The organism is Amycolatopsis sp., from assembly GCF_036008905.1.
Taxonomy (GTDB): domain Bacteria; phylum Actinomycetota; class Actinomycetes; order Mycobacteriales; family Pseudonocardiaceae; genus Amycolatopsis.
Window position 1 is genome coordinate 43,416 of record NZ_DASYMU010000155.1, and the last position, 25,977, is coordinate 69,392.

General features: G+C 68.8%; 20 protein-coding genes. 13 read left to right on the forward strand and 7 right to left on the reverse strand.

All coding sequences use genetic code 11. The features are described 5' to 3' along the window. Window positions 1-3 precede the first annotated feature (3 nt). From VGP60_RS27130 to VGP60_RS27155, 6 genes are all read left to right on the forward strand, one after another. On the forward strand, window positions 4-2,991 hold the full coding sequence (locus VGP60_RS27130) for an ATP-binding protein (protein WP_327550940.1): 2,988 nt from the start codon (window positions 4-6) through the stop codon (window positions 2,989-2,991). Next, entirely contained in the window at window positions 2,988-5,093 is a 2,106-nt protein-coding gene (locus tag VGP60_RS27135; RefSeq protein ID WP_327550941.1) for a magnesium transporter, read from the forward strand. The genes VGP60_RS27130 and VGP60_RS27135 overlap by 4 nt, the downstream gene beginning before the upstream one ends. Before the next feature lie 3 nt (window positions 5,094-5,096). Then, window positions 5,097-5,708, forward strand: a complete 612-nt coding sequence (locus VGP60_RS27140; RefSeq protein WP_327550942.1) for a hypothetical protein — start codon at window positions 5,097-5,099, stop codon at window positions 5,706-5,708. Window positions 5,709-5,714: 6 nt separating this feature from the next. After that, complete coding sequence (locus tag VGP60_RS27145) at window positions 5,715-6,713, forward strand: C40 family peptidase (RefSeq protein WP_327550943.1); 999 nt, start codon at window positions 5,715-5,717, stop codon at window positions 6,711-6,713. 70 nt (window positions 6,714-6,783) lie between these two features. Beyond that, a complete protein-coding gene (locus tag VGP60_RS27150; RefSeq protein ID WP_327550944.1) occupies window positions 6,784-7,689 on the forward strand; it encodes a hypothetical protein in 906 nt (301 codons plus the stop codon). A gap of 43 nt (window positions 7,690-7,732) precedes the next feature. Continuing rightward, window positions 7,733-7,930 (forward strand): hypothetical protein, encoded by a 198-nt coding sequence (locus VGP60_RS27155; RefSeq protein WP_327550959.1) that lies wholly within the window; start codon window positions 7,733-7,735, stop codon window positions 7,928-7,930. 149 nt (window positions 7,931-8,079) lie between these two features. Here VGP60_RS27155 and VGP60_RS27160 read toward each other — a convergent pair whose 3' ends face one another. Continuing rightward, complete coding sequence (locus VGP60_RS27160) at window positions 8,080-9,048, reverse strand: ATP-binding protein (protein WP_327550945.1); 969 nt, start codon at window positions 9,046-9,048, stop codon at window positions 8,080-8,082. A gap of 138 nt (window positions 9,049-9,186) precedes the next feature. Here VGP60_RS27160 and VGP60_RS27165 point away from each other — a divergent pair, with 138 nt between their 5' ends. Together VGP60_RS27165 and VGP60_RS27170 are read left to right on the forward strand one after the other, a co-directional pair. Continuing rightward, a complete protein-coding gene (locus VGP60_RS27165) occupies window positions 9,187-10,593 on the forward strand; it encodes an RNB domain-containing ribonuclease (protein ID WP_327550960.1) in 1,407 nt (468 codons plus the stop codon). Further along, window positions 10,590-11,369, forward strand: coding sequence for a helical backbone metal receptor (locus VGP60_RS27170; RefSeq protein ID WP_327550946.1), 780 nt, complete (start codon window positions 10,590-10,592; stop codon window positions 11,367-11,369). The genes VGP60_RS27165 and VGP60_RS27170 overlap by 4 nt, the downstream gene beginning before the upstream one ends. Here the strand turns inward: VGP60_RS27170 and VGP60_RS27175 are convergent. Both VGP60_RS27175 and gabT read right to left on the reverse strand, forming a co-directional pair. Continuing rightward, window positions 11,341-12,768: an aldehyde dehydrogenase family protein gene (locus tag VGP60_RS27175; protein ID WP_327550947.1), complete on the reverse strand. Its 1,428-nt coding sequence runs from the start codon at window positions 12,766-12,768 to the stop codon at window positions 11,341-11,343. The two genes, VGP60_RS27170 and VGP60_RS27175, sit on opposite strands and share 29 nt — an antisense overlap. After that, window positions 12,765-14,096 (reverse strand): 4-aminobutyrate--2-oxoglutarate transaminase, encoded by a 1,332-nt coding sequence (gabT, locus tag VGP60_RS27180; protein ID WP_327550948.1) that lies wholly within the window; start codon window positions 14,094-14,096, stop codon window positions 12,765-12,767. Before gabT ends, VGP60_RS27175 begins: the two co-directional genes overlap by 4 nt. 75 nt (window positions 14,097-14,171) lie before the next feature. On the opposite strand from gabT, the gene VGP60_RS27185 reads away from it, so the two are divergent. Next, complete coding sequence (locus VGP60_RS27185) at window positions 14,172-15,641, forward strand: PucR family transcriptional regulator (protein ID WP_327550949.1); 1,470 nt, start codon at window positions 14,172-14,174, stop codon at window positions 15,639-15,641. Between the two features lie 248 nt (window positions 15,642-15,889). Here VGP60_RS27185 and pip read toward each other — a convergent pair whose 3' ends face one another. Together pip and VGP60_RS27195 are read right to left on the reverse strand one after the other, a co-directional pair. After that, entirely contained in the window at window positions 15,890-16,846 is a 957-nt protein-coding gene (pip, locus tag VGP60_RS27190; protein ID WP_327550950.1) for a prolyl aminopeptidase, read from the reverse strand. 92 nt (window positions 16,847-16,938) lie between these two features. Next, a complete protein-coding gene (locus tag VGP60_RS27195; protein ID WP_327550951.1) occupies window positions 16,939-17,913 on the reverse strand; it encodes a right-handed parallel beta-helix repeat-containing protein in 975 nt (324 codons plus the stop codon). A gap of 392 nt (window positions 17,914-18,305) precedes the next feature. Here VGP60_RS27195 and VGP60_RS27200 point away from each other — a divergent pair, with 392 nt between their 5' ends. Further along, window positions 18,306-19,205, forward strand: coding sequence for a cytochrome c oxidase assembly protein (locus VGP60_RS27200; protein WP_327550952.1), 900 nt, complete (start codon window positions 18,306-18,308; stop codon window positions 19,203-19,205). Between the two features lie 74 nt (window positions 19,206-19,279). On the opposite strand, the gene panB is transcribed toward VGP60_RS27200, so the two are convergent. Both panB and VGP60_RS27210 read right to left on the reverse strand, forming a co-directional pair. Continuing rightward, window positions 19,280-20,170 carry a 3-methyl-2-oxobutanoate hydroxymethyltransferase gene (gene panB / locus VGP60_RS27205; protein WP_327550953.1) on the reverse strand — a complete coding sequence of 297 codons (891 nt, stop codon included), beginning with the start codon at window positions 20,168-20,170 and terminating at the stop codon, window positions 19,280-19,282. Window positions 20,171-20,281: 111 nt separating this feature from the next. Beyond that, window positions 20,282-21,142, reverse strand: coding sequence for an alpha/beta hydrolase (locus VGP60_RS27210; RefSeq protein WP_327550954.1), 861 nt, complete (start codon window positions 21,140-21,142; stop codon window positions 20,282-20,284). 92 nt (window positions 21,143-21,234) lie between these two features. Between VGP60_RS27210 and lysX the strand changes: the two genes are divergently transcribed. The 3 genes from lysX (at window position 21,235) to VGP60_RS27225 (ending at window position 25,832) form a co-directional block, all read left to right on the forward strand. Next, complete coding sequence (lysX, locus tag VGP60_RS27215; RefSeq protein WP_327550955.1) at window positions 21,235-24,564, forward strand: bifunctional lysylphosphatidylglycerol synthetase/lysine--tRNA ligase LysX; 3,330 nt, start codon at window positions 21,235-21,237, stop codon at window positions 24,562-24,564. Between the two features lie 90 nt (window positions 24,565-24,654). Next, entirely contained in the window at window positions 24,655-25,206 is a 552-nt protein-coding gene (locus tag VGP60_RS27220; protein WP_327550956.1) for a DUF998 domain-containing protein, read from the forward strand. 50 nt (window positions 25,207-25,256) lie between these two features. Continuing rightward, on the forward strand, window positions 25,257-25,832 hold the full coding sequence (locus VGP60_RS27225) for a DinB family protein (protein WP_327550957.1): 576 nt from the start codon (window positions 25,257-25,259) through the stop codon (window positions 25,830-25,832). The last annotated feature ends 145 nt before the right edge of the window (window positions 25,833-25,977 follow it).

Sequence of the window (25,977 nt, forward strand, 5' to 3'; positions counted from 1 at the left end):
TCGTTGTTCGGTCGCGGCGGTAGCCGAGGTAAACGGGATCGTGACCTGCAGCCGGGAGCCAGTTCGTGGCAACCGCCCCAGCAGGTCCGGGCCGCGCAGGCCAGTTCATCCGGCGGGCGGGGCGGTAAGCGCCTGCCCGGGGAGCAGGCCGTCCCCGCCTATACCCCTTCGATAGCCGCGCGCAGCATCGACGGTCATCTGCTGCGTACGGGTTACGAGGTGTACGCCTGGTACCGGCTCGCGCCGCAGCGCTGGTCCTTTCGCTCGGACTCCCAGCGCCGTGACCTGATCGCCGCGATCGCCGGCCAGTACGCCGAGCTCCAGGGCCGCTGGCTGCACCTGCGCGTCACGAACCGCCCCTACCCGATCCGGATGTGGGCCGAGGCGCATGTCCACAACGCCGTCGGCCGCCCCCAGGACACCCCTGGGGCACTTTCGTTCGATGACTATCTGATCGGCGAGCAGCAGCAGCTCATGGGCCGCTCCATGGCCGAAAAAGAGGTCTACCTCGGCGTCCAGGTGCAGACCAGGCGCGCGGTGGACAGGGCTGTCGAACGTGCCGCGCCGCTGCTGCGCCGGATCCTGCCCGAAGCCGTCGACGCCGAGCTCACCGCGCTGGATTCCGAGGTCGAGCACCTCGACCAGGTCATCGGCTCGGCCGGGCTCGAAGGCAGGCCCGTGCACGCCGAGGAGATCTCCTGGCTGATGCACCGGTCGTGCTCACTCGGCCTGCCCGCCCCGCGCAGCATGCCCGCGGTGCCGGGATCGGCCTGGGAGCCGGAGGACCTCGCGAGCTTCACCGACGCCGCCGATTTCCACTCCGAGCCCTACGCGCCGACCCTTACCGTGCGCGGCCGGACCGGGTCCAATGCGGGAGTGTCCCGTCATGTCGCCGTCCTGACCGTCGGCCAGATGCACGGCTTGCAGATCCCCGAGGTCGACGACCCGTGGATCCAGCACGCGGACCGGCTCCCGGCCTCGGTCGAGGTGTCGGCGCGGATCTACGTCCGGCGCCCCGAAGAGGTCGCCGCCGAGCTCGCGCGCCAGATGAACAAGGTGCGGTCGCAGGTCAAGCACTACACCGACGAGCACGAGCTGGAGCCGCCGCAATCGCTTGCGCGGCAGGCCGGGCGGGTGCTGGAGATCGACGACGAGATGACGTCGGGCTTCACCGCGCTCGCCACCCGCGTGCGTTCCTGGTGGCGGCTCGCGGTCTCCGGCCCGACAGAGCGCGACACGTTGCGCCTGGCCCAGCAGTTGCTCGACCTCTACAAGCCGAAGATCGCCATCGAGCATCCCGAAGCGCAGTACGCGATGGCCCGCGAGTTCATCCCCGGCGAACCGGTGGCCTCGGGCGCGTACATGCGTCGCGGCTCGGTTGTCTGGGCGGCGTCCTCGGTGCCGACGGCGACGGCCGAGGTCGGTGACCGCCGCGGCATCCTGCTCGGCGAGACCTGCACCGCGACCCGCCGGCCGGTGGCGTGGGACCCGTGGATGGCGCAGGAGATCCGCGACGGCTCGGGGCTGACGGCGATGGTCGCCGGTCTCGGTGCCGGCAAGTCGTTCCTCGGTGGCGGCATCGTCTACAAGACGCTGCGCGCCGGGGCCCACTGGACGATCCTCGACCCGTCCGGCCCGCTGTCGCGTCTGTGCGACCTGCCGGAGATGCGGCCGTACGCGCGCCCGATCAACCTGCTCAACGCCGACCCCGGCATTTTGAACCCGTACCGGGTGGTCGCCGAGCCGCTGCTCGAGCACTTCCTCGACGAGGACGATCCCGAGCGCTCGTGGCGGCGGGAGAAGGCGCTCGCGGGCGCCACGCGCCGACGTCTGGTGCTCGACGTGCTCAGCGGTGTCCTGCCGTACGAGATCGCCAGGATGGCGCAGAGCCGCATCGTGCTGCTCCGGGCCGTCCGCGCGGTCGGGGGCCGGTTCGACGCCGACCCCGGGCAGGTCATCGACGCGCTGCGCCGCGACTCCAGCGAGCACCACGAGCACGCCGTCGTGGTCGCCGACTTCCTCGACGAGATGCGCGAGCGGATGGCGCTGCTGATCCCGGAGTCCGGCGAAGACCCGTACTCCGAGACCAGAGATGACCGGTTGACTGTGCTTACGATGGCCGGCCTGACGCTGCCCAAGGACGGCGTCGGCCGAGAGCATTGGACCGACGCCGAATCGCTCGGTGTCGAGATGCTGAACCTCGCGGCCTGGCTGACCCAGCGGTCGGTCTACGAAAAGCCCAAGGAACAGCGCAAGGGCGTCTGGATCGACGAGGCGTTCTTCCTGTCCGAGGTGCCGACGGGCCGCGTGCTGATGAACCGCTTCGCGCGTGACTCCCGTAAGTGGAACGTCCGGGTGCTGCTGTCCTCGCAGATCCCGGCGGACTTCCTGAAGATCCAGGGTTTCGTGACGCTGCTCGACTCGGTGTTCGTCGGGCGGCTCGACGACGACGACGCCCAGGCGGACGCGCTGCGCCTGCTGAAGGTGCCCGTCGGTGTCGGCTACGAGCAGGTCGTGGCCGCACTCGGCAGGCGCCCCGGCGCCGCGCGCGGTGGCCTCGAACGTGACCGTGAGCCCAGGCAGTTCATCTTCGGCGACGGTGCCGGCGGCGTAGAGAGGATCCGCGTGGACTTCTCGGGCCCGCATCTCGAGCACTTGCGCAACGTCATGGACACCACTCCGGGGTCGAAGGAGGCCCGTCCGTCGGACAAGATCCGCCACGAGGAGCCCGCCGAGCCCGGCGCCGAACTGGTCCCGCAGTACGTCGCCAGCCCGCCGGAGGACTTCGAAGTGGAGCCCGATTTCGAACTGCAGGCCGAGTTGGAAGTCGGCCTGACCGACGAGCAGATCCTCGACTCCCCGCGCGAACCGCGCGCCACTGATTCGGGAGAACTGTCCGGCGAACTGCACAACGGGCAGAACGGCCACAACGGCCAGGGCTCCCAGCGCGCGTCGGCCGGAAAGGGCGGCACCGGCCGGGACGCGGCATGAACACCGTGATGACTTTGGCGGTGGTGCTGTCCTTCGCAGGGGGGTGGCATGCGCTTCGGCGCAGGCTCAAAGACGGGCCCAAACCCGGTAAACGAAGGCCGAGCCGCGGCGCCACGATGATCATGGTGATGGCGATCCTCGGCCTGCAGGCGATCGCCACCGCCCCGGCCGCGTCCGCCGCGGCCTGTGGCGAGGCCCCCAACCCCGAGCGCCCCGGCTCCGGCATGGTCGGCGCGCTCGACCCGGCCGAAGGCCGTGGCGAACCGGGCAGCGCCTATGTGGACTACAGCTACGCGGGCATGGTGTGGGAAACCTTCCAGACCAACTGCTCGCCCTTGGCCGGTTTGACCGCCCCGAACTCCACGATCGACACGTGGGCCGGTGGTCAGCTCTTCAACATCGGCAAGAACATCGTCGGCGCGACCAACTCGCTGCACTACACCGTGCTCGAAGGCGGTCTGCTGAACCCGTTGTACAGCGCGGTGAAGGTCGGCGCGGAGAAGGTTTACAACAACATCTACGCCCAGCTCTTCGGGCTGGCCGCGCTGTTGCTGTCGATCATGATGTTCCGCAACATCTGGCGTGGTGACCTGTCCGCGGTCAGCAAACGCGCGTTGTACGGGCTCGCCGCGGTTTGGCTGGCGGCGTCATCCTTGGCGCTGCTGCGGTATTACGACCCCATCGACAAGGCGATCGTCCAGACCACGACGAATATCCAAGCGGGCTTCATCGACGCCTCGGCGGATCGTGTCGTCCGCGACGTGCTGCCGACGGATCTGCACACCCAGATCGTCTACAACAACTGGCTGCGCGGGGAGTTCGGCTCGCCGACGGCTCCGCAGGCCGAGCAGTTCGGCCGTCAGTTGCTCGACGCGCAGGCGTTCACCCGCAACCAGATCGTCGCGGGCGACGACGCCAATCAGTCCATTGTGGACGGTAAGAAAGCCGCCTACAAGAACATCTCCACCCAGCTCGGCCCGACCACCGGGTACTTCACCGGTGACGACGGCAGCCGGACCGGTGCCGGTTTCCTCGCGCTGGGTCAGAGTCTCGTCTACTCGCTCTTCCAGTTGCTGGCCAAGCTTTCCGTGCTGCTGGCACAGGTACTGATCCGCCTGTTCACGCTGACCGCACCGCTCATCGGGCTCATCGCGATCCTGCACCCGGACATCCTTCGCCGCGTCGCGAAGGTCGCCGGCGCGGTCGCGTTCAACCTGGTGGTGCTCTCGGTGCTCGCCGGTGTCCACGCGTTGCTGCTCCAGGCGATCTTCGCCGCGGGCAACTCGCTGTCGATGCTGACGCAGATGGCGATGGCCGGGCTGGTGACGATTCTGCTGTTCATGGTCGGCCGTCCGGTGCGGCGTCTGTCGCAGATGGTCCAGATGTCGGTCAGCATGGTCGGCGGCGCGGTGCCTTCGCCGAGCGGCGGGCTGTGGTCCAAGTTCCGCAAGACGCCGAGCGGCCCGACACCGCAGGACAACTTCTGGCAGAACGTCCGCGAGACCGACGACGTCGTCGACGGCGAGAGCCGCGGGCCGATGGGCGCGACAGTCGGTGGCGGCCGGTTCCGGCCCGAGGCGACGATCTTCGCGAACTCCCAGCGACTCGACAACGCCGGCCGCGGCGCACCGCGACCGGCCGCGGCGTGGTCCGGTTCGCCGTGGCCCGGTGCGGGGGGTGTCGGCGGCAACGGGGCCGTCGCGGCGTTGCCCGCGGGTGGCGCGCCCAGGGTGTTTTCCGGTGAGAACCCGCTCGGTGGCACGTCCGGCGACTACGTCGTCCAGGGCGGCGGCGGTGGCCCGAGGTTCCCGTCGACGCCGAGCCGCCGGGTGGACACTTCGCCGGTGTTCGACCGCCGATGGAGCGACGAACCCGAGCCGGTCGTCGTGCCGTCGCGGATGAGTTCGCGCGCCGGGCAGGCCGACGCCGGATATCTGGTGCCCGAGTACAACGTGCCGAGCCAGCCGGGGCGGTCCGCGCCCAGGCCGAGGCGCGTCGACCCCGAGGTCGTCGCGGGGAAGCCGGTTTTCACGCTGTACCGGCCTTCACGTGGCATCGAGGTGCGCGAGGACCTCGACACCGACCGAGTGGTCGGGAGGTAGCCGATGCCGATCCGCACCAATCGCGGGCGCGCCGCCGTCTACCGCCGCCTGTGGGGCTGGCCCCTGCGCTCGCCGAAGCATCTCGCGTCGGCGTGCATCGTGCTCGCGATCCTGGTCATCGGGCTGGGTATCGTGCTGCCGCAGACGCTCGGCAAGAAGGTCGCCCCGACCCCGGCCGACCCGTTCGCGGCGAGCCCGACGTCGTCCTCCCGGGCCACCGCCGGCATCCCGATCACCTCGTCGACGACGAGTTCCCCGTTGCCCACCAGGCTTTCCGCGCCGCTGCTCACGCCGAGTTCGGCAGCGCCGAATCCGGATGGGCTGAAGGTCGCGAAGCAGTGGGCGACGGCGTTCGTCACGCATCCCGACGGCATCACCAACGCGCAGTGGCAGGACGGGCTCCGGCCGTTCACCACCGAAGAAGGCATGACGGAGACGAAAGAGGTCGAGCCGGGGAACATCCCGGCGAGCGAGGTGACCGGGGAGCCGCGTGCCCTCAAGTCGTTCTCGAAGTCCCTCGAAGCGGAGGTCAGCACCAACGGGCCGAAGCTGATCATCACCGTCATCGACACCGGCAACGGGTGGCGGGTCTCCCACTACAACAGTGCGAGCTGATCGGCCATGCGTCTGGGAATCCTCATCAGCATGCTGGTGGTGGTGGTTTTCGCCGCCGTGGTGACCACCGGCACGGTGACGCAGGTCGTCACCGACCAGCAGGACGCCCAGGCACGCGGTATCACCAACGCCAGTTGTGACGCCGCGATCGGCCCGACCCAGCCCGGCGAGCCCGACAAGGGCGCCGCCGACGCGGGCAATCTCAACCAGGAACAGCAGCAGATCGTGCAGCTGATCATCGCCATCGGCAAGGAGCGCCGACTCTCCGGGCGGGCGTGGCAGGTCGCCATCCAGGCCGGGATGACCGAGTCAGGACTGCGCAACCTGACCTACGGCGACCGCGACTCGCTCGGCATCTTCCAGATGCGCCCGTCGATGGGCTGGGGCACCGTCTCCGAGGTCACCAACCCGCCGTACCAGATCAACAAGTTCTTCGACGTGCTGCTGGCCGTCCCGGGCTGGGAGAAGCGGCGGCCCGGTGAAGCCGCGCAGGCCGTCGAGCGCTCGGCGTTCCCCGATCGCTACCACAAGTGGGAGCCGATGGCCGCGACGCTCGTGGAGAGCCTCGGCCAGGTAGCGAACCCCGTCAGCTGTGGAACCGGCCTCGGCGCGCTGCTGCCGCCGAGCGAGGCCGCGGGCGTGGCCATCCAGTTCGCGCTGGGGGAGCAGGGCAAGCCCTACGTCTGGGGCGCGACCGGGCCGAACTCCTACGACTGCTCCGGGCTGATGCTGCGCGCGTACGAAAAGGCCGGCATCACGCTGCCGCGGGTGTCGCGTGACCAGTACAAGGCCGGCGCGATGCTGCCGGTGCGGGACGCGCAGCCCGGCGACATGATCTTCCTGGCGACGGACCCTTCCGACCCCACGACCATCCACCACGTGGCGATGTACCTGGGTGCCGGCAAGATCGTCGAGGCCCAGCAGACCGGGGTACCGGTGCACACCAGGGCGTTTTCGTTCGACGAGAGCGAAGTCGTCCCACAGGCCGTGCGTCCTGGCGTTTAAGGGCAGCTGACCCGGCCTTCCGGACATCGCCTCACGGCGGTGCGCGGTCGCGGCGTCTAGCATCGTTACCGTGGCGAAGAAATTCGGAAAGCGGGCCAAGCCCGGCGCGGGCGAGCCCGCGGGTGACCCCAGAGATCTTTTCGGGGCCCCGCAGCTTCCCCGGCACGCTGGCAGGCCCGCGTCCAGTACGCCATTGGCGGATCACCTTAACCGCGGCTGGCCCGGTGTCGACTCGGGCTACGTGGTACTTCCGCGCTCGATCGCCGAGTCGATGTCCCTGCCGTGGCAGCAGCAGATGGCCGCGTTGATGGCGCAGTTCCACCAGGAGCACTCGCGGCTTTCGTGGCCGATCTACCGGGTGGTGCCCTCACGCTACGAGAAGCTCGTTGACCTCGACGAAGAGCAGCTCGCCGAGGCCGGTTACCTGGTGGAGATCGACACCGAAGGCGAGATGGTCTACCGCGAACGCAGCGGTCGCAAGGTCGAGGACCCGCGGAGCACCACCGTGCTCGTGTCCTGCCTGGACCCGATCCCGCGGCCCGCCGGACGTCCCGCCCAGGCGCCCCCGCCGCCCACTCCGGAAGCTTCCGCGCCGCCTTCGGCCCCGACACCCCGGGCTCCCGCTCCGATGAACATCGGCCCGGCTCCGGTGTGGCGGACGGTGACGCCACCCGCGGCACCTCCGCCGCCTCCCGTGCCCGTCCCGCCCGCCCAGAAGACACCCGCGCCGCCGCCCCCACCACCTCCGGCGGCGCCTGAGCCCCAGTCGTCGCCGGAACCGCCTCCGGGGTCCCAGATGGACACCCCACCTCGCGGCATCCCGTTGCCACCACCGGACGCACGGGCCGACCGCGGCTGGTTCGACGAGCTTTCCCAGCGTGCGGAGTCGCAGAAAACCGAGCGCACCGACGATGGCGGCGGCAACTTCGGCCCGACCGGAGACCCGACGGAGATCCCGTACCGCTTCCGCCCGTAGTGACAGAGCGGCCATGGGATGTCAGGCTCTTTACATGGCACTTGTGGACAACGACCCGAACCCGGACCAAGGCTGGTACTACAACACCCGTACCAACAAGGTCGAACACCACGACCGCGGCCGTTCGATCGACCTGCTCGGCCCGTACCCCGACGAGGCCACCGCCCGCCGCGCTCTGGACATCGCCCGAGAACGCACCCGCCAAGCAGACGCCGCCGACGCGAAGTGGTCAGACGAGTAGCACGCCCAACCACGTAGATTGGCGTAGGCGACCACAAACTCGGTCGGCTTGAGTGCAAACATGCGCGGGCTAAGTCTCGAGCAGGCAACGCTGGCTGACTACGCCCAAGCCGGGACGGGTTCGCGTGGGTACGGCAAGCCAAGCCACGTTTACCGTGGCGACGGAAGGCTCAGCCGGGGGTTGAGGACGAAGTCCGGGTCCACTTGCGCCGCCAGGTCTTCGCCGGCGCGGCCGTTGCCCCAGGCGTTGGCGTTACGCAGGTGGAACTCCACTCCCTGCCGCTGGTACCTGGCCCAGTCGCGCTCCGTCGAGTCCACTGTGGACAGCATGGCTTCCAAGGTGTCCAGGTTGTGTGGCTCGAGCTCGGTGATCGGCCGCGCGGTGCCGCGTTCGGCGGCGCGGACGTGGCGGGAGCTTTCCATCCAGCCGACCAGGTCGTCGCCCGCCTGCTCGCGGAGGAAGTCGACGTCGTCCTCGTCGTTGATCTTGTTGCCGATGACGACCAGTCGGATCCCGAAGTCCTTGGCGTAGTCGGCGTACTGCCGGTAGACGCCGACGCTGCGCAGCGTCGGCTCGCAGACCAGGAAGGTGACGTCGAAGCGCGTGAAAAGGCCTGAGGCGAAGGCGTCGGCGCCGGCGGTCATGTCCATCACGACGTATTCGTCTTCGCCGTCGATCATGTGGTTGAGCAGAAGCTCCGCCGCACCGATCTTCGAGTGGTAGCACGCCACGCCGAGGTCGTCCTCTTCGAACTGACCGGTGACGGCGAGCCGTACGCCCGCGATGTCGGTGAAGCAGGCGCTCGCGATCGGGTTGTCTTCGAACGGCCTGACCAGTCGCGAGCCGCGACCTGGCGGGGTCGTCTTGATCATCGTGGCGGCGTCGGTGATGCGCGGGTTGTCGCCACGCAGGTAGTCCTTGATCAACGTCATGTTCTCGCCGAGCGTCGGCAGCGCGACCGACTCTTCCTCGCTCGAACCCAGCGCGACGGCCAAATGCTGGTTGATGTCGGCGTCGATCGCGAGCACCGGGCGCGCGGCTCCGGCGAGGTAGCCGGTGAACAGCGAGGCCAGCGTGGTCTTGCCACTGCCGCCCTTGCCGACGAACGCGATCTTCACTGCGGATCTCCTTTGTCCTTGAACATGGTATCGGTTTTCATTAAACCGTACGTAGTCGAACGTACACCCGACTGGCCCACACCCGAACGGGCGATCCGGGGGCTGATCTAGGGCTAGGGTTGTCGTGTGCCTCCCCTTGTGATTCGCACTCACACGGCCGGGGGTGACTTCGGTCGCCTCCGAGCCGAGTTCGAGCTGCCGGAGTCCTTCAGCCCCGATGTCCTGGCCGAGGCGGAAGCCGCGGCCGTCGACCCGATCGAGTCGGTGATCCGGCGCGAGGACGCCACCGACCTGCCGTTCGTGACCATCGACCCGCCCGGGGCGAAGGATCTCGACCAGGCGATGCTGATCGAGCGCACCGAGAGCGGTTTCCGCGTGCACTACGCGATCGCCGACCTCGCCACGTTCGTCCCGCCGGGCGGCCCGATCGACCGTGAAGCCCGCAAACGCGGCCAGACGCTGTACCTGCCGGACGGCAATGTCCCGCTGCATCCGCCGGTCCTGTCCGAAGACGCGGTAAGCCTGCTGCCCGGCGAGATCCGCGCCGCGGTGCTGTGGACGATCGAAACGGACAAGAACGGCGAACCGACGTCGACGCGGGTCCGCCGCGCGCTTGTCCGCTCCACCGAACAGTTCGACTACGAAACCGTGCAGGCTTCGATCGACGCGGGTACTCCGCATCCTTCCGTGGAAGCGCTCCCTGAACTGGGCAGGCTGCGCCGCGAGTTGGCCGTTCGCCGTGGCGCGGTCGAGCTGCAGCTGCCCGAGCAGGAGATCAGCGGTGACTCCGACGGCGGCTGGGCCCTCGCGCGGCGTCCGCGGAACAACGTCGACGCCTGGAACGCCGAGATCTCGCTGCTCACCGGGATGTGCGCGGCGAAGATCATGATCGACGCGCGCGTCGGCGTGCTGCGGACGCTGCCCGACCCCGAGGAAGAAGCGGTCAACTGGCTGCGCCGTTCGGCGCACGCGCTCGAAATGGACTGGCTCGAGGGCGTCAGCGTCTCGGAAATGCTGGCCACGCTCGACCCCGGCCAGCCTGAGTCGATGGCGCTCTACGCCGACACGACAAGGCTTCTGCGCGGTGCGGGCTACACCGCATTCGACGGCGAATTGCCTGATCTGACAACACATGCCGGAATCGGCGGGCCGTACGCGCATGTCACCGCGCCGATCCGGCGTCTGGTCGACAGGTTCGCCACCGAGGTCTGCCTCGCGGTGAGCGAGGGACGTCCGGTGCCGGAATGGGTGCGCACCGCGCTGGCGCAGGTGCCGGTGTGGATGAGCGCGTCGGATTCGCTGGCCGCCAAGGTCGAGCGGGCTTGTCTGGACCAGGTCGAGGCGTGGGTGCTGGCCGAGCACATCGGTGGCGAGTTCGAAGCGGTGGTGCTGCGCGCGGACGAGAACAAGGCCGAAATCCTGGTCGAGGATCCGCCGGTGATGGCCAAGTGCGCCGGCGAAAACCTTCGTGAGGGTGGCCGCATCATGGTCCGCTTGACGGCGGTGGACGTCGAAAAGCGCAAGGTCTCGTTCGAGCGCGCATGAGAGATCTCTTCGACGACCTGGGCGAAGCCGTGCCGTTGACCGGCTCGGCGGCGCGGGTCGTCTCGCTGGTGCCGTCGCTGACCGAGGCCGTCGAGGTGAGCGCGCCGGGACGGCTGGCCGGGATCACCGACTACTGCACTCATCCGTCCACTTTGGACGCCGAGCGCGTCGGTGGCTCGAAGTACCCGAAGATCGACAGGGTCCTCGAGCTGGCACCGGATCTGGTGCTCGCGAACTCGGAGGAGAACCGGCAAGAGGACGTCGAACGCCTGCGCGCCAACGGGATCCCGGTCTGGGTGATGGCCGCGCCCGCGACCGTCCCCGCCGCGCTGGCGTCGCTGCGCCGCCTGCTGACCCAGGTGTACGACATCGAGGAACCCGAGTGGCTGGTGACAGCCGAAGACCTCTGGCGCGAGACGTTGCCGGTGCGCGCACACGCCGTGATTCCCGTGTGGCGCAAGCCTTGGGTCGTGCTCGGCCGCGAGACATTCGGTGGTGACGTCTTGAAACGGCTCGGCGTGGCCAACGTCTACGCCGGCCACGCCGAGCGTTACCCACGCCCGAAACTGGACGAGCTCCGCGCGAAGTTCGACTCCGACGCGGACCTCTTGGTCCTGCCTGACGAGCCGTATGAGTTCACCGCCGAGGACGGTCCGGAAGCCTTCCCCGGCGCCCCTTTCGTGCTGGTCAACGGCCGCTACCTCACCTGGTACGGCCCTTCGCTCGTCGAGGCCCACGCGGCGCTGCTCACAGCGTTAGACCCGTCAGGATCGTGACGCGCTCCTCGGTGAAGTCCGCCATCGCCGAAGCCGGGCCCTCGCGGCCGACGCCGGAATCCTTGACGCCGCCGTAAGGCATCTGGTCCGCTCGGAAGCTCGGCACGTCCCCGATCACCACCCCGCCGACCTGCAGCTTCGCCGAGACATCGAACGCCGTCGCGAGATCCTTGGTGAACACGCCCGCCTGCAATCCGAACCGCGAATCGTTGATCAGCCGCAGCCCCTCGTCGATCGAAGCGACCGGGCTGATCGACACGACCGGCCCGAAAACCTCTTCGGCCATCACATCGGCACTCTCCGGCACACCGGTCAGCACGGTCGGCGCCACTGTCGCGCCGTCACGGGTGCCACCCGCCCGCAGTTTGCCGCCCGCCGCAACGGCAGCATCGACCCACGACTCCACACGCTCAGCCGCCGCGACGTTGATCAGCGGCCCGACATCGGTGCCCGCCGCGCGCGGATCGCCAACGCCCAACGCGCTGACCTGCGCCAGCACTCGCTCGGTCAGCTCCTCGAAGACGTCGGCGTGTGCGTACACCCGCTGCACCGAAATACACGACTGACCCGCTTGGTACATCGCGAAAGTCGCGATCCGCTGCGCCGCGAAGTCCAGATCCGTCCAATCGGGACAGACGAGCACGGCCGCGTTCCCGCCGAGCTCCAGCGCGACATGCTTACGCGGCACGCTGTCCCGGATTCCCCAGCCCACCGGCACGGAGCCGGTGAACGACACCACGGGCAGCCGCGGATCGGTCACGAGCCGCGCCGAGGCTTCGTTGCCCACCGGCAGGATCGACCAGCTTCCGGCCGGAAGATCCGTCGCCGCAAGGATTTCGCCCAGCGCCAGCGCGGTCAACGGCGTCGCCGGGGCGGGCTTGAGGACGATCGGCGCGCCGACGGCGATCGCCGGGGCGACCTTGTGCGCCACCAGGTTCAGCGGGAAGTTGAACGGGGTGATGCCCAGCACCGGCCCCTTCGGCACGCGCCGCACGAGCGCGAGCCGGCCGGTGCCGCCGGGATCGGTGTCGAGGCGCTGCAGTTCACCGGAGAACCGGCGGGCTTCCTCGGCGGCCCAGCGGAACGTCGACGCCGCGCGCCCGACCTCGCCGCGCGCCCACTTCAGCGGCTTGCCCGACTCGGCGGTGATGAGCTGCGCGAACTCTTCGGTCCGCGCACCCACGGTTCGGGACACGTGGTCCAACGCGGCCGCGCGGACGTGGGCGGGCTGTGTCGCGGCTTCTTCACGGACGTCGTGTGCAGCTTGGACCGCGGCTTCGATGTCCGATGTGGACGGTACGTAGTGCGAACCCGCTTCGCTGCCGTCGAACGAATGCCGGACGACAGTGGTCAGGTCACTCGTGACGGGCTTTCCTGCGATCCAAAACGGCGTGCTCACAGCGAAGACTCCTCGATGACGGCCTGCTCCAGCACCGAGAGGCCCTCGTCGAGCAGCTCGTCGGACAGGGAAAGCGGCGGCAGCAGGCGGACGATGTTTCCGTACGTTCCGCAGGTCAGGACTACGACTCCGGCCTGGTGGCAGGCCTTGGCGACGCGTGCGGTCAGCGCCGCGCCAGGCTCGGTCGTACCCGGTTTGACGAACTCGGCGGCGAGCATCGCGCCGCGGCCGCGGACGTCACCGATCACACCGGTGCGCTCGGCCAGCGCGCGGAGCCGGGGGAGCACGGTCTCCTCGATGCGGCGGGCCGACGCGTCCAGGTTCTCGTCGCGCATGGTGGCGATGGAACCCAGCGCGGCCGCGCAGGCGATCGGGTTGCCGCCGTACGTGCCGCCGAGGCCGCCGGGCGGCACGGCGTCGAGCAGTTCGGCGCGGCCGGTCACCGCGGCGAGCGGCAGCCCGCCGGCGATTCCCTTCGCGGTGGCGATCAGGTCGGGCACGACGTTTTCGTGCGAGGACGCGAACCAGTCACCGGTGCGGCAGAACCCGGTCTGCACCTCGTCGGCGACGAACACGACCCCGTTCGCCTTGCACCACGCCGAAAGCGCGGGCAGGAAGCCCGGCGCGGGCTCGATGAAGCCGCCCTCGCCCTGGATCGGCTCGATGACGACCGCGGCCACCTGGTCGCCGCCGATCTGCTTCTCGATCCGGTCGATCGCGATGGCCGCGGCGGCCTCGCCGGACAGGTCGTCGCGGAACGGGTACGAGCCCGGCACGCGGTACACCTCGGGCGCGAACGGGCCGAATCCGTGCTTGTAGGGCACGGATTTCGCGGTCAACGCCATCGTCAGGTTGGTGCGGCCGTGGTAGGCGTGGTCGAAGACGACGACGGCCTGGCGCCCGGTCGCGACGCGGGCGATCTTCACCGCGTTCTCCACCGCCTCGGCGCCGGAGTTGAAGAGCACGGACCGCTTTTCGTGGTCGCCCGGGGTCAGTTCGGCCAGCGCCTCGCAGACTTCGACGTAACCCTCGTAGGGCGCGATCATGAAGCAGGTGTGGGTGAACAGGCCGACCTGTTCGCGGACGCGGTCGACCACGGCCGGGACGGCGTGGCCGATATTGGTCACCGCGATCCCGGAGCCGAAGTCGATCAGCGTGTTGCCGTCGACGTCGGTCAGCAGGCCGCCGCTGGCGGAGCTCACGTAGACGGGCAGGACCGAGCTGACACCTGCTGCCACGACGTTCGCGCGGCGCGCCTGCAACGCGCGGGAAGCGGGGCCGGGAATCTCGGTGACCAGCCTGCGCTGGGCCGCAACTGTCGTAGTCATGACCCCAGGATGAGCTTCCGGGAGGCCGGCGTCAGGTGGCCATTCTGTCTATATAGACAAGTAGACTTGGACACTATGGCACTCACCTTGCGCGGACTGGTCGCCGAGCGCTCGCTCGGTCTTCGGGTGCGCGCGGGCGAAGAGGCGCTCGACCGGCCGATCGGCTGGGTGCACCCGACCGACCTGCTCGACCCGACACCGTTCCTCGAAGGCGGGGAGCTCCTGCTGACGAACGGCTTGACGCTCGACGAGGACACCGCGCCGGACTACGTGCGACGGCTGGTCGACGCCGGTGTCGCGGGCCTCGGATTCGGCGTCGGGATGAGCCACGACCGGATTCCGGCCGCGCTGGTGAAGACCGCCGCCGAGGTCGGCCTGCCGCTCATCGAAGTGCCCCGGCCGACGCCGTTCATCGCGATCACCAAGGCGGTTTCGCGCGCGATCGCGACGGACGAATACGCGTCGCTCGTCCGCACCGGCCGCGGCCAGCAGGAGCTGACGCGCAGCGCTGTCGGCGAGGGCGGACCCGCCGCGGTGATCCGGAAACTCGCCAAGCTGACCGGCGGCTGGGTGCAGTTGCTGGACGCCGCCGGGAACGTGACCGAGGTGGCGCCCGCGTCGGGCCGCTCGTTCGACCTCCGCGACCAGGTCCGCCGCCTGCGCGGCGGCACTCGGCTGGCCAGCAGCGGTCTGCGGCTCGGTGAGCACGAGGTGGTCGTCCAGGCGCTCGATACGCCGGCGCGAGGGTATCTCGCCGTCGGCACCGAGACGCCGATGGACGCCGCGGACCAGTACATCGTGAACACTGCGGCGTCGTTGCTTTCCCTTGCGCTGGAACAGAACCGCGAACATGGCGCCGCGCTGCGCGGCCTGCGGTCGGGCTTGCTCGACCTGCTCATCGACGGTCAGGTGGGGTTGGCGGTCAAGTCCATTTCGACCTTGTGGGGCGGGGTTCCCGCCGAGCCGTGGTCGGTACTGGTCGTTTCCGGGAACGGGTTCTTCGACGCGCTGGACGCCGAGTTCGAGGGCGTCGGCGAGCGCATTTTCTTTGCCGAGTCGGGTGCTTCCGTCGTGGTCGTCTGCACCGCGGACAGTCATGGCTGGGTCGAGGAACTGGCGGAACGTGCCGGGGCCCGTGTCGGTGTTTCGGATTCCACTGTGGACATCGCGACCGGGCTTGTTCAAGCGCGGCAAGCCCTTGCGGCAGCCCAAACCGAACGTGTGCCCGTGGTCCGTTTCGCCGATCACGCCGGGCGTGGTTTGTTGGCGCTCGTCGCTCCCGATGCCGCCGCGGCCTTCGCCACCGGCTTGCTCGCGCCCTTACGCCGTCACGACGAAACCGGCCGTGGCGACCTCGTCGCGTCGCTGTACTGCTGGCTGGAACACCACGGCCACTGGGATCTCGCCGCCACGCGGCTGGGCATCCACCGCCACACGCTGCGCAACCGCATGGACAAGATCGAAGCCCTGACCGGCCGCAGCCTCGCTTCGCCCGGTGTCCGCGCGGAACTTTGGCTGGCCCTCAACGCGGCGCAGCCCGGATAGCCGGTTCAGACCACTGGGGTTCGGCCTTTCGGCGTAGCCGGGCATCACGTTCGCGCCGTTTCAAAAAAGTGGCGACGTCACCTGCACTCCCACCGCGCCGGGCTTCTACCCCATGCAGGTGGTCAGCCGGACCGCGGACGGCACCACCTCGCGCAACAGCCGGGATTACTACTTCAGCGTGAACTCGGCACCGTAAACCGTCCTCGGGATCAAGCGAGCGGCAGTTCCGGGCGGGGCCGCCGCTCGCACTACGGCCGGAATCCGTCGGTGGCCGCCCGGAGCGCGGCCAGTACCCCGGTCTCGTTCACGGCGTGGCCAGCGGTGTCGAGGAGTTCGAGGCGGGACTTGCCCCAGGCTCGGTGCAGTTCGTACGCGGTGATCGGCGGGCAGACGGCGTCGTAGCGGCCTTGCACGATGACCCCGGGGATGTTCGCGAGTTTCCCGGCGTCGCGGATCAGCTGGCCGTCTTCCAGCCACGAGTTGTTCATGAAGTAGTGCAGCGCGATCCTCGCGAACGCGCAGGCGAACGTGGGATCGGCGTACTCCCGGCGGAAACCCTTCTGCGGCACCAGCGAAACGATGGCACCTTCCCAGGCGCTCCAGCAGATGGACGCGTGTTCCCGCACCGCGCGTTCCGGGTGGTAGACGAGTTCGTGGTAAGCGGCCAGCGGGTCGTCGCGGCGCTCACGCGGAATCGGGGCGAGGTAGTCGGCCCACTCGGCGGGGAACAGATGCGACGCGCCACCGCGGTAGAGCCAGTCGATCTCGCTCTGCCTCGCGGTGAACACGCCCCGCAGGACGATTTCGGCCACCCGCTCGGGATGGGTTTCCGCGTAGGCCAGCGCGAGCGTGCTGCCCCAGGAGCCGCCGAACAGTTGCCAGCGCTCGATTTCCAGTTTTTCCCGGATCTTTTCCATGTCGCCGACGAGGTGCCACAACGTGTTGGCCGAAAGGTCGACGTCCGGGTCGGTGATGCTCGGGGTGCTCTTCCCGGCGCCGCGCTGGTCGAACAGGATGACGCGGTACACGTCCGGGTCGAAATGCTGGCGGGACAGCGGCGCGACCCCGGCGCCGGGCCCGCCGTGCAGGACCACCACCGGTTTGCCGTCGGGGTTCCCGGCCTGTTCGCAGTAGATCCGGTGCCCGTCGCCGACGTCCAGCATGCCCGCGGCGTGCGGGCTGATCGGCGGGTACAGCTCGTCCATTGTGCACACTCTGCCGGATCGCGGAGAGAAAGTAAGGTGGGGGCCCGCTCCCGCCGCCGGGCTGAGCGGGCCCCCGGTCTATGGGTGGCGCCCTAGCAGGTGGTCGACGCGGCCACGTTCGCGAAGCCCTTGCCGGCTCCGGTGACCGTGTTGTTCGCGCAGACCTTGGTGCCCAGCCCGGTTTTCGCGATGTAGAACCCGTAGGCGTACGACGACTGGACGTCGGCGGTGTTGCCGGAGAACGTGTTGTTCAGGCCCCAGCCGGCGAGCTGCTGGTGCAGCTCGAAACCGCCGTAGTTCGTGTCGTGGACGAACACCTTGCTGCCGCGGTTGTTCGCCACCAGGTAGCCGTTGCCCTTCATGTCGACCCAGCTGTCGGCGAAGTGTTCGCCGGACTGGCCGGTGCCGTCGAAGACGTTGCCGGACAGTTCGCCGCCAGTGGTGCCTTCCTTGATGTCGATCGACTCCGCCCGCACGTTGGGACCGATATTGTTGTCGATCGCCTTGTTGCGGTCGCTGCGGTCGGGGGTGCCGCCGGGCCAGTTGCTGTTCGCGGAGCCGAAGTAGATGCCTTCGCCGTAGCCCGCGTACTCCTTGCCGGTGTCGGTGATCTCGTTGTTCCGCACCACGTTGTCGGAGCTCGTGTACTGGAAGTGGATGGCCTCGTGGCCGACGCCGGTCACCTTGAGGTTCGTGACGAGGGTGTTCGTGACGCCGAGCGCCATGAGCCCCTTCTGCCCGCCGGTGATGGTGAACCCGTCGAGCGTCCAGTGGCTGCCGGTCAGTTCGAGGCCGCGGCCGCCGGTCGCTTCGAGTACCGCGCTGCGGGGTCCTTTGAGGGTGATCTTGCTGCTCGACGTGCCGCTCTTCGTGGCTTTGAAGTTGCCGGTGAACGTGGTGTTCGCGGCGAGTTCGATGATCGTGCCGGGCGTGGCGGCGGCCAGCGCGGAGGTGAGTTGCGCGGTGGTCCCGACGGACACCGTCGCTGCCGTCGCCGTCGGTATTCCGGCGAACGTCAAGGCGGCGGTACCCAGCATGGCGATCAAGGCACGTTCACGTAGACGCATCAGGAGTCCTCCTCGTTGAGGCAGTCGAGCTGACCGATCCGGTGGTGCGCGGTGACGTAGACGCTAAGACACGCTACCGAACAGCGTCAAGTACATGATTGTTGTTCATCCATGTGAACACTCCGGCCTCCGGGGTATCAAGGGACCTTTACTATCGCGAGGCGGTAGTAAAGGTCCCTTGATACCCCGGGGTGGAAAAGGTAAGCGCATGGCTGGCCCGCTCGCGAAATGATTTGCGGGAAAACTGCCCGGAGTTGTCTTGCGCGGTGGTATGGGAGCCCGGTTTTTGGCGCTGCTGAAGGGAAGCATTCGGTGCCGCAGTATCGTGAACGCGGTTCGGGAAATAACGAAGGTTATTCGCGTCGATAAAGCGCGAAAAGGGAGATTCGTCCATGGAAATCCGTCCGCTCACCTGGGAACGGGCGCTGACGGCGTGGACCTTCGACGTCCCCGCGATCGTCCTCGTCGGAGCGCTCGCGGCCTGGTATCTCCTCGCCGCTCGCCGCCACGAGTCGTGGCCGCGCGGCCGGAAGCTGAGTTTCCTGCTCGGGCTCGCCACGGTCCTGGTGGTCACCTGCTCGTTCCTCGGCGTCTACGACCGCACGTTGTTCTGGGTGCGGGCGGTGCAGACGACGACCCTGCTGATGATCACACCGCTGCTGCTCGCGCTCGGCGCGCCGGTGACGCTGCTGATGCGGTCGGTCTCCGACGCGGCCGCCGTCCGCCTCCGCCGCATCGGGCGCGGCAAGGCCGCCCGGGCGCTCACGTTCCCGCTGGTGGTGACGGCCGTGCTGGTCGCGCCGCCGTTCCTCCTGTATTTCACCCCGCTGTACGAACTGTGCCTGCGGGAACCGCTCGTCGACGGCGTCGTCCGCGTCCTGCTCCTCGCCGCCGGGTTCGGCTATTTCTGGACGCGCGTGCAACTCGACCCGACCCCGCGCGAAGACCCGCACCTGGTTTCGGTCTGGATCGCGCTCGCCGAGGTCATCTTCGACGGCGCGCTCGGCCTGGTCATCTGGCTCGGCCCGCTCATCGCGCCGGACTACTACGAGGCCGTCGCCCGCACCTGGGGACCTGATCTCCGGATCGACCAGATCATCGGCGCCGGGGTGCTGTGGATCGGCGGCGACCTCGCGGGCCTGCCGTTCGTCGCCGCCCTGTTCGTCCGCTGGGCCCGCGACGACGAAGGCAAGGCGAAGGAAATCGACCGCCAACTCGACGAAGAACCCGCTGCGACCGGCCTCTGGTGGGAGTCAGACCCTGCCCTCGCCGAACGCTTCCGCCGCCGATGACCGCCACCCGGCGGGGTATCAAGGGACCTTTACTGCCGCCTCGCGGTAGTAAAGGTCCCTTGATGCCGCGTTGGCTACTGGAACGAGTGTTCGGAGGCGGGGAACTCGCCGCGTCGCACGTCTTCCGCGAACGACGTCGCCGCGCCGGACAGAACCCCGGCGACGTCGGCGTAGCGCTTCACGAACCGCGGCGCCTTGCCGGTCCGCAGCCCGGCCATGTCCTGCCAGACGAGGACCTGCGCGTCACAGTCGGGTCCCGCGCCGATGCCGACAGTCGGGATCTCGAGCTCGTGCGTGACGCGCTTCGCGGCCTCCGCGGGCACCATCTCCATCACGACCGCGAACGCCCCGGCCTCCTGCAGCGCCAGCGCGTCCGCGACGAGCACCTCGGCCGCCGCGCCGCGGCCCTGCACGCGGTACCCGCCGAGGTTGTGCTCGCTCTGCGGGGTGAAGCCGATATGCCCCATCACCGGCACCCCCGCCGACGTCAGCGCCTCGACGTGCGGCGCGAACTTTCGCCCGCCTTCGAGTTTCACGGCGTGCGCGCGGCCTTCCTTCATGAACCGCACCGAAGTGGCCAAGGCCTGTTCGGGCGAAAGCTGATAGGAGCCGAACGGCAGGTCCGCGACGACGAGGGCGCGCTTGACCGAGCGCGTCACGCCGCGCACGAGCGGCAGGAGTTCGTCGACGGTCACCGGCAGCGAGGTGTCGTAGCCGAAGACGTTGTTCGCTGCGGAGTCACCGACGAGCAGCACCGGGATGCCGGCTTCGTCGAACAGCGCGGCGGTGTACATGTCGTAGGCGGTGAGCATCGGCCACGGTTCACCGCGCTCCTTCAGCTCACGCAGGTGATGGATGCGCACCTTTTTCACGGGTGCGGCCTGCGCGGCGGGACCGGTGCCGTAGGGCGCGGCCACCTCGTTCGACAGCGCCGTGGCGGAAGAATCACTGGTGGGGGTAGACATCTTTGTCGACCGTCCTTCCCTCGAGGCCTCGGTGAGGTCCCCGGGTCGTGGAGTCTGAACGGACAAAGCCTGACACGGCGCCGGGCCGCCAAGAAGGCCAAGCGACGAGCTTCACACGCCAGGGTCGAGCATGTCCCTGATCGTGCGCGCGATGGCGTCCGGCCGGTCGAGCGGCACCATGTGCCGGCTGCCGGGCACGGTGACTTGCCGTCCTCGCGGCGAGAGCGCGGCGAGCGCCCGGTGCTGGGCCAGTGCGTACGCCGACGAACTCCGGCCCGCGGTCAGCACGACCCACGGCACGGCGGGCAGGGGATGGGTCAGGCGCAGCCGGTCCAGTTCGGCCACCTGATCGGCGTAACCGGCGAGTTCGGCGAGCGTGGCCTCCGCCGACACGGGATCGGTGTACCTCTCACGGACGACGTCGAGGGGTACCGGATCCGCCCACCCGAGCGTGGAGACGCCGACGGCCACGCGGCGCAGCAAAACGCCGAAATGCCGCACCGACCAGCCGAAACCCGCCCGGAAAGCGGGGATCCGGCAGCCGATCAGCGTCAGATCGCCGAGCAGGCAGGAGAGGTCGAACGGCCGCCCGGCGCCGATCACCTCGGGATCCGGGTCGACCAGCACCACGCCTTTCACCCGTTCGGGGCGCAGCCGGGCCGCCGCTTCCACGTGGATTGCCGCTATCGAGTGACCCACGAGTACCACCGGCCCGGTCGCCGAACCGAGCACCGAATCGAGGATTTCCACCTCCCGCGACAGCGGCCTGCGGCGGGGGAGACGGCCGGATCCATTGGTGCCGGGGCGGGCGTAGACGGTCGCGCGGGCGAAGGGTTCCAGCAGGTCGAGCACGCCGCACCAGTCGAACCACGCGCTGCCGAGGCCGGGCCCGAGGATCACTCCCGGAGCCGCCGGATCGCCGGCGGCCCTGGTGCGCACCGGTCCGAACGGCGAGGGAACGATGTTCCTCACCACGTCAGACTTGCGGATGACGACTGAGGACAACCGGACGGGGTTCACTGACGTCCAGTGTGCGTAACCGATCTACGAAGCGAAAGGCGAGGATGGGACACCCGAGGTCCGAGCGAGTGAACAGCGCGCCGCTGTGGAAGACCAAGGCCGGTGGCATCGCGGCCACCGTCGTCCAGTTCGCCGCGGTCTGCTCGCTGGTGCTCCTGGTCGCGCCGGACGCGTTCGGCCACCTGCGCAAGCTGATCGTCTCGGCGTTTTCCGTGCTGAGCATCCCGCTCACGCCCAGCCTGGTCATCGTGCTGGCGCTCGCCTTGCTGGGCGCCGCGCTCCGCCGCCGCAAGCGCGCCGCGTTGTACACGTTGGTGTTGTTCCAGGTCGGCGGCCTGCTGTGGACACTGCTGATCCAGGCCGCGCTGCTCTGGTGGCCGGAGGAGATGCCGCTGCCGACTCGCGAACTCCGCCACATACCGGACAAGCTGTGGCTGCTGACCGCGGCCGACCTCGTCTCGATCGCTCTCATCGTCCTGTTGCTCGCGAGCCGTCCGGCGTTCCCCGCTCGGCTCGCGCCCAGCGCGTGGCGAGACGGGGTGAAGGTGCTGCTGGGCGGCTTGGTGCTGGTCGTCCTGGTCGGGTGGGGCGTGATCGAGATCGTCCCCAACCACCTCTCCGGCCTCTGGGGCCGCCTGGTGTGGGTGGTCAACCACACGACCGGTGAGCTGTACACCCCGCGCCGGTTCATGGGTGACATCGGCCCGGATTGGCTCGACACCGTGCTCGACCTCGCGGCCACCGTCGTCGCGGCGGCGGCGTTGTTCACGCTGTTCCGCGGCGTCCGCAGCCGCCGTCTGCGCACCGACGAAGAGGAACTGCGCCTGCGGACGCTGCTCGCCGAGCACGGCGAGGACGACTCGCTCGGCTACTTCGCGACCCGGCGTGACAAGAGTGTCGTGTTCGCAGCTTCCGGTCGCGCGGCGGTGACGTACCGCGTGCTCGGCGGCACGAGCGTCGCCAGCGCGGACCCCGTCGGGGATCCGGAGGCCTGGCCGGAAGCTGTCCGCGCTTGGCTGGACGAAACACATACCTACGGCTGGACGCCGGGCGTGCTCGGCGCCAGCGAGCGCGGCGCGAAGGCGTATACCGACGCCGGGCTCCGTGCGCTGGAAATCGGCGACGAAGCGGTGCTCGACGTCCGCGACTTCAGCTTGAACGGTCCCGAGCGGCGCTCGATCCGCCAGGCCGTCAGCCGCATCGAGCGCGCCGGCTACACCAGCCAGGTCCGCCGCCACGGCGAGATCCCGGCCGAGGAAATGGCGAAACTCCTGGCGCGTGCCCAGCATTGGCGGGGCGCGGAGACCGAGCGCGGCTTCTCGATGGCGCTCGGCAGGCTTGGCGACCCGAGCGACGGCCGCAGCGTGATGGTCGAGGCCTACGACGCGAAGGGCGAGCTGCGCGGGCTGCTCTCGTTCGTGCCCTGGGGCAGGCGCGGGCTTTCGCTCGACCTCATGCGCCGCGACCGTGACGCCGAGAACGGGCTCAACGAGTACATGATCGCCGAGGTCGTCGCGGCGAGCGGACACCTTGGCGCACAACGGATCTCGCTGAACTTCGCGATGTTCCGCGCGGTGTTCTCCGAAGGCGAGCGCATCGGCGCCGGGCCGGTACTCCGGTTGTGGCGCAGTGTGTTGAGCTTCGGCTCACGGTTCTTCCAGCTCGAATCGCTGTACCGCTCCAACGCGAAATACGGCCCGGAGTGGGAGCCGCGGTTCCTCTGCTACTCCTCGGCTCGACGCCTCGCGCGGGTCGGGATCGTGGCGGGCGCGCTTGAAGGGTTCGTGCCCACCGGCACCTCGCGGCGCGCGCTGAAGCTGGAGACGGTGTCCGCCGAGTTCGTCACGAGCGTCAAGGCCATCGACGAGAAGGCCGCGAAGTTCACGCCCAAGGCGGCTCGGCGTCCCGAGCAGGTCCGGGTCCGGATCGCCAAGCTGGACAAGCTTCGCGCGGCCGGGATGGATCCGTACCCCGTCGGTTTCGAGCGGGCAGACATGCTGGGCGAAGTCGCCGCGAAGTTCGCCGACCTCGAGCCGGGTGTCCACACCGGACATCAGGTGCGCGTGGCCGGCCGGGTGGTCGCCTTGCGCAACCTCGGCGGGCTCTGTTTCGCCCGGATCAGGGACTTCTCCGGTGAGGTGCAGCTGATGCTCTCCGCCGACGTGCTCGACCTGACGAGCTGGCGCGGCGGTATCGACCTTGGCGACCACGTCGGCGTGAGCGGTCAGGTCGTGGCGTCGAAACGCGGTGAACTGTCCGTTCTCGTCGAAGCGTGGACGGTCACCGCCAAATGCCTGCATCCGTTGCCGGACAAGCGAAAGGGCCTGACCGACCCGGAGACGCGGGTCCGCCAGCGTTACCTCGACCTGGTCGTCAACCCGGATTCGGCGCAGTTCCTGCGGTTGCGCAGCACGGTGGTGCGCGCGGTGCGCGAACGCCTGCACCAGCAGGATTACCTCGAAGTCGAGACGCCGATGCTGCAGACCGTCCACGGTGGCGCGAACGCGCGGCCGTTCGTCACCCATATCAACGCCTACGACATGCGGATGTACCTGCGGATCGCGCCCGAGCTGTATCTCAAGCGGCTGTGTGTCGCGGGGGTGGAGCGAGTGTTCGAGCTGAACCGGAACTTCCGCAACGAGGGCGTCGACGCGACGCACAACCCCGAGTTCACCATGCTCGAGGCGTATCAGGCGTACGCCGACTACGACACCATGCGGACACTGACCCGCGAGCTGGTGCAGAACGCCGCGGAAGCCGCGTACGGCGCGCAGATCGTGCGACGCCCGGGGGCAGACGGCAGGCTCACCGAATTCGACATCTCGGGTGATTGGCCGGTGATCCCGGTGCACCAGGCCGTTTCGGCCGCGCTCGGGGAGCAGATCGACCCGGGTACGCCGCTCGACGTCCTGCGCGGTTACTGCCGCAAGGCGGGCGTCCCGGTCGACGAGGACCAGGGACACGGCGACCTCGTGCTCAAGGCGCACGAACATCTTGTCGAGGGCGCGACGGTCGAACCGACCTTCTACACCGACTACCCGACCGACGTCTCGCCGCTGACCCGGCAGCATCGCGTCGACCCGCGACTCGCCGAGCGCTGGGACCTGATCGCGTTCGGCTCGGAGGTCGGCACGGCGTACACCGAGCTGACCGACCCGATCGAGCAGCGGCGCAGGCTCGAAGCGCAATCGCTGCGCGCGGCCAGCGGGGACGTCGAAGCGATGGAACTGGACGAGGACTTCTTGCTCGCTTTGGAGCACGGCATGCCGCCGACCGGAGGTCTCGGCATTGGGATGGACCGGCTCATAATGATGTTGACGGGCGCGTCAATCCGCCAAACGGTGTTGTTTCCCTTCGTTAGACCACAGTCCTGAAACTGAGCCACCCGGCCGCACTCGTCGTGTGCTGCCGCGGACCGATCTGTCACTTAGCCTGTGCAGGTGCGTGCGGCCCGGCTTCTGGCAATGATCTTGGTGGGCCTGGGTGTTTTGGCGTATTCGGCCTGGTTGCTGGAATTCTTCCTGCCCACCGGTGTTTCCGCGCTGCACGATCCGGTTCGTGAGCTGACCGATTCGGGCATGCCCTATCGCGACGTCTTCCGGGCCGCCACCGCGGTGTCGGGGCTGGCTTTCGTGCTGTCCGGGCCGCCGCTGGTGCGCATGGCGCCGGTGCACTGGACGGCGCGGATGTCGGCGGGCTCGGTGTCGTTGTTCGGCGTGCTCGCGATGGTGGACGCCGCGTATCCGATGAGTCCCGGGCTCGACCTCCTGATGAACCTGGCGTTCGTGGTCGGCGCCGGGAGCCTCGTGTTGTGGTGGCCAGAGGGGTGGCGCACGGTCGCCATCGCCGGGCTGACGCTGATGCTGGCGACCTGGCTGGCCATGCTCGTCCTGATGTCACTGGGGCCGGGCCATTTCCTCGGGATCGTCTCCCGCGTCCAGGCGCTGGGCCGGGCGACCCTGCTGGCCATCGGAGCCTCCTACCTGTACCGGGGACATCTTCCGCGCGTGCCGTGAATTGTCGGTGGCGGGTGAGAGGATCCTGGCAACTGGGAAAGGAGCTCGGCATGGGTGGCAACGTGAGACCGGTCGCGGACGAGCGCGACGGCCTTCTTTCGTATCTCGAGCAGCAGCGGCACGTCCTTCGCATCGCGGCGTACGGACTGACGGACGAGCAGGCTGGGCGGGCGCCGACCAAGAGTCCGCTGACTGTCGGCGGGCTGATCAAGCACGTGGCGTACACCGAGCGCGGCTGGATGGACACTGTCCTGCAGCGCAAACGCCCCGCCGAATCCGGCGCCAAGGCGTACGACCAGCATTTCGACTTCGGCCCGCAGGACACTTTGGCCGGCGTGCTCGCGTTCTACGACGAAGCGGCGAAGGAGACCGAAGAGGTCATCGCCGGTATCGAGGATCTGGGTCAGCCGGTGCCTGTCCCGCGGGACGCCCCCTGGTTCCCCAAGGACATCGAGGCCTGGTCCGTCCGCTGGGTCCTGTTCCACCTGATCCAGGAAACCGCGCGCCACGCCGGCCACGCCGACATCGTCCGCGAACACCTCGACGGCGCCACGGCCTTCCCGCTCATGGCCGCCGCCGAAGGCTGGCCCGAGTCCCCGTGGATGAAACCCTGGCAGTCCGCCTAGTGCGGTGTCCACAAACGTTGCCAGCCTCTCGGCGGCCCAGCTTCCTGCCGGCCGCACCGCCGGAAGGACCAAGTACATCCAGTACGAGGACCTTCCGGCGGCGCACCCGGACAGAAACCTGGATCCACCGATAGACCGACAACGT

What these genes read in the sequence shown, in the direction of transcription:
- VGP60_RS27220 (WP_327550956.1), top strand. Translation starts at nt 24,655, where the DNA reads ATGATCTTGGTGGGCCTGGGTGTTTTGGCGTATTCGGCCTGGTTGCTG.
- pip (WP_327550950.1), bottom strand. Translation starts at nt 16,846, where the DNA reads ATGGACGAGCTGTACCCGCCGATCAGCCCGCACGCCGCGGGCATGCTG.
- VGP60_RS27135 (WP_327550941.1), top strand. Translation starts at nt 2,988, where the DNA reads ATGAACACCGTGATGACTTTGGCGGTGGTGCTGTCCTTCGCAGGGGGG.
- VGP60_RS27225 (WP_327550957.1), top strand. Translation starts at nt 25,257, where the DNA reads ATGGGTGGCAACGTGAGACCGGTCGCGGACGAGCGCGACGGCCTTCTT.
- VGP60_RS27170 (WP_327550946.1), top strand. Translation starts at nt 10,590, where the DNA reads ATGAGAGATCTCTTCGACGACCTGGGCGAAGCCGTGCCGTTGACCGGC.
- VGP60_RS27185 (WP_327550949.1), top strand. Translation starts at nt 14,172, where the DNA reads ATGGCACTCACCTTGCGCGGACTGGTCGCCGAGCGCTCGCTCGGTCTT.
- gabT (WP_327550948.1), bottom strand. Translation starts at nt 14,096, where the DNA reads ATGACTACGACAGTTGCGGCCCAGCGCAGGCTGGTCACCGAGATTCCC.
- VGP60_RS27140 (WP_327550942.1), top strand. Translation starts at nt 5,097, where the DNA reads ATGCCGATCCGCACCAATCGCGGGCGCGCCGCCGTCTACCGCCGCCTG.
- panB (WP_327550953.1), bottom strand. Translation starts at nt 20,170, where the DNA reads ATGTCTACCCCCACCAGTGATTCTTCCGCCACGGCGCTGTCGAACGAG.
- VGP60_RS27145 (WP_327550943.1), top strand. Translation starts at nt 5,715, where the DNA reads ATGCGTCTGGGAATCCTCATCAGCATGCTGGTGGTGGTGGTTTTCGCC.
- VGP60_RS27195 (WP_327550951.1), bottom strand. Translation starts at nt 17,913, where the DNA reads ATGCGTCTACGTGAACGTGCCTTGATCGCCATGCTGGGTACCGCCGCC.
- VGP60_RS27200 (WP_327550952.1), top strand. Translation starts at nt 18,306, where the DNA reads ATGGAAATCCGTCCGCTCACCTGGGAACGGGCGCTGACGGCGTGGACC.
- lysX (WP_327550955.1), top strand. Translation starts at nt 21,235, where the DNA reads ATGGGACACCCGAGGTCCGAGCGAGTGAACAGCGCGCCGCTGTGGAAG.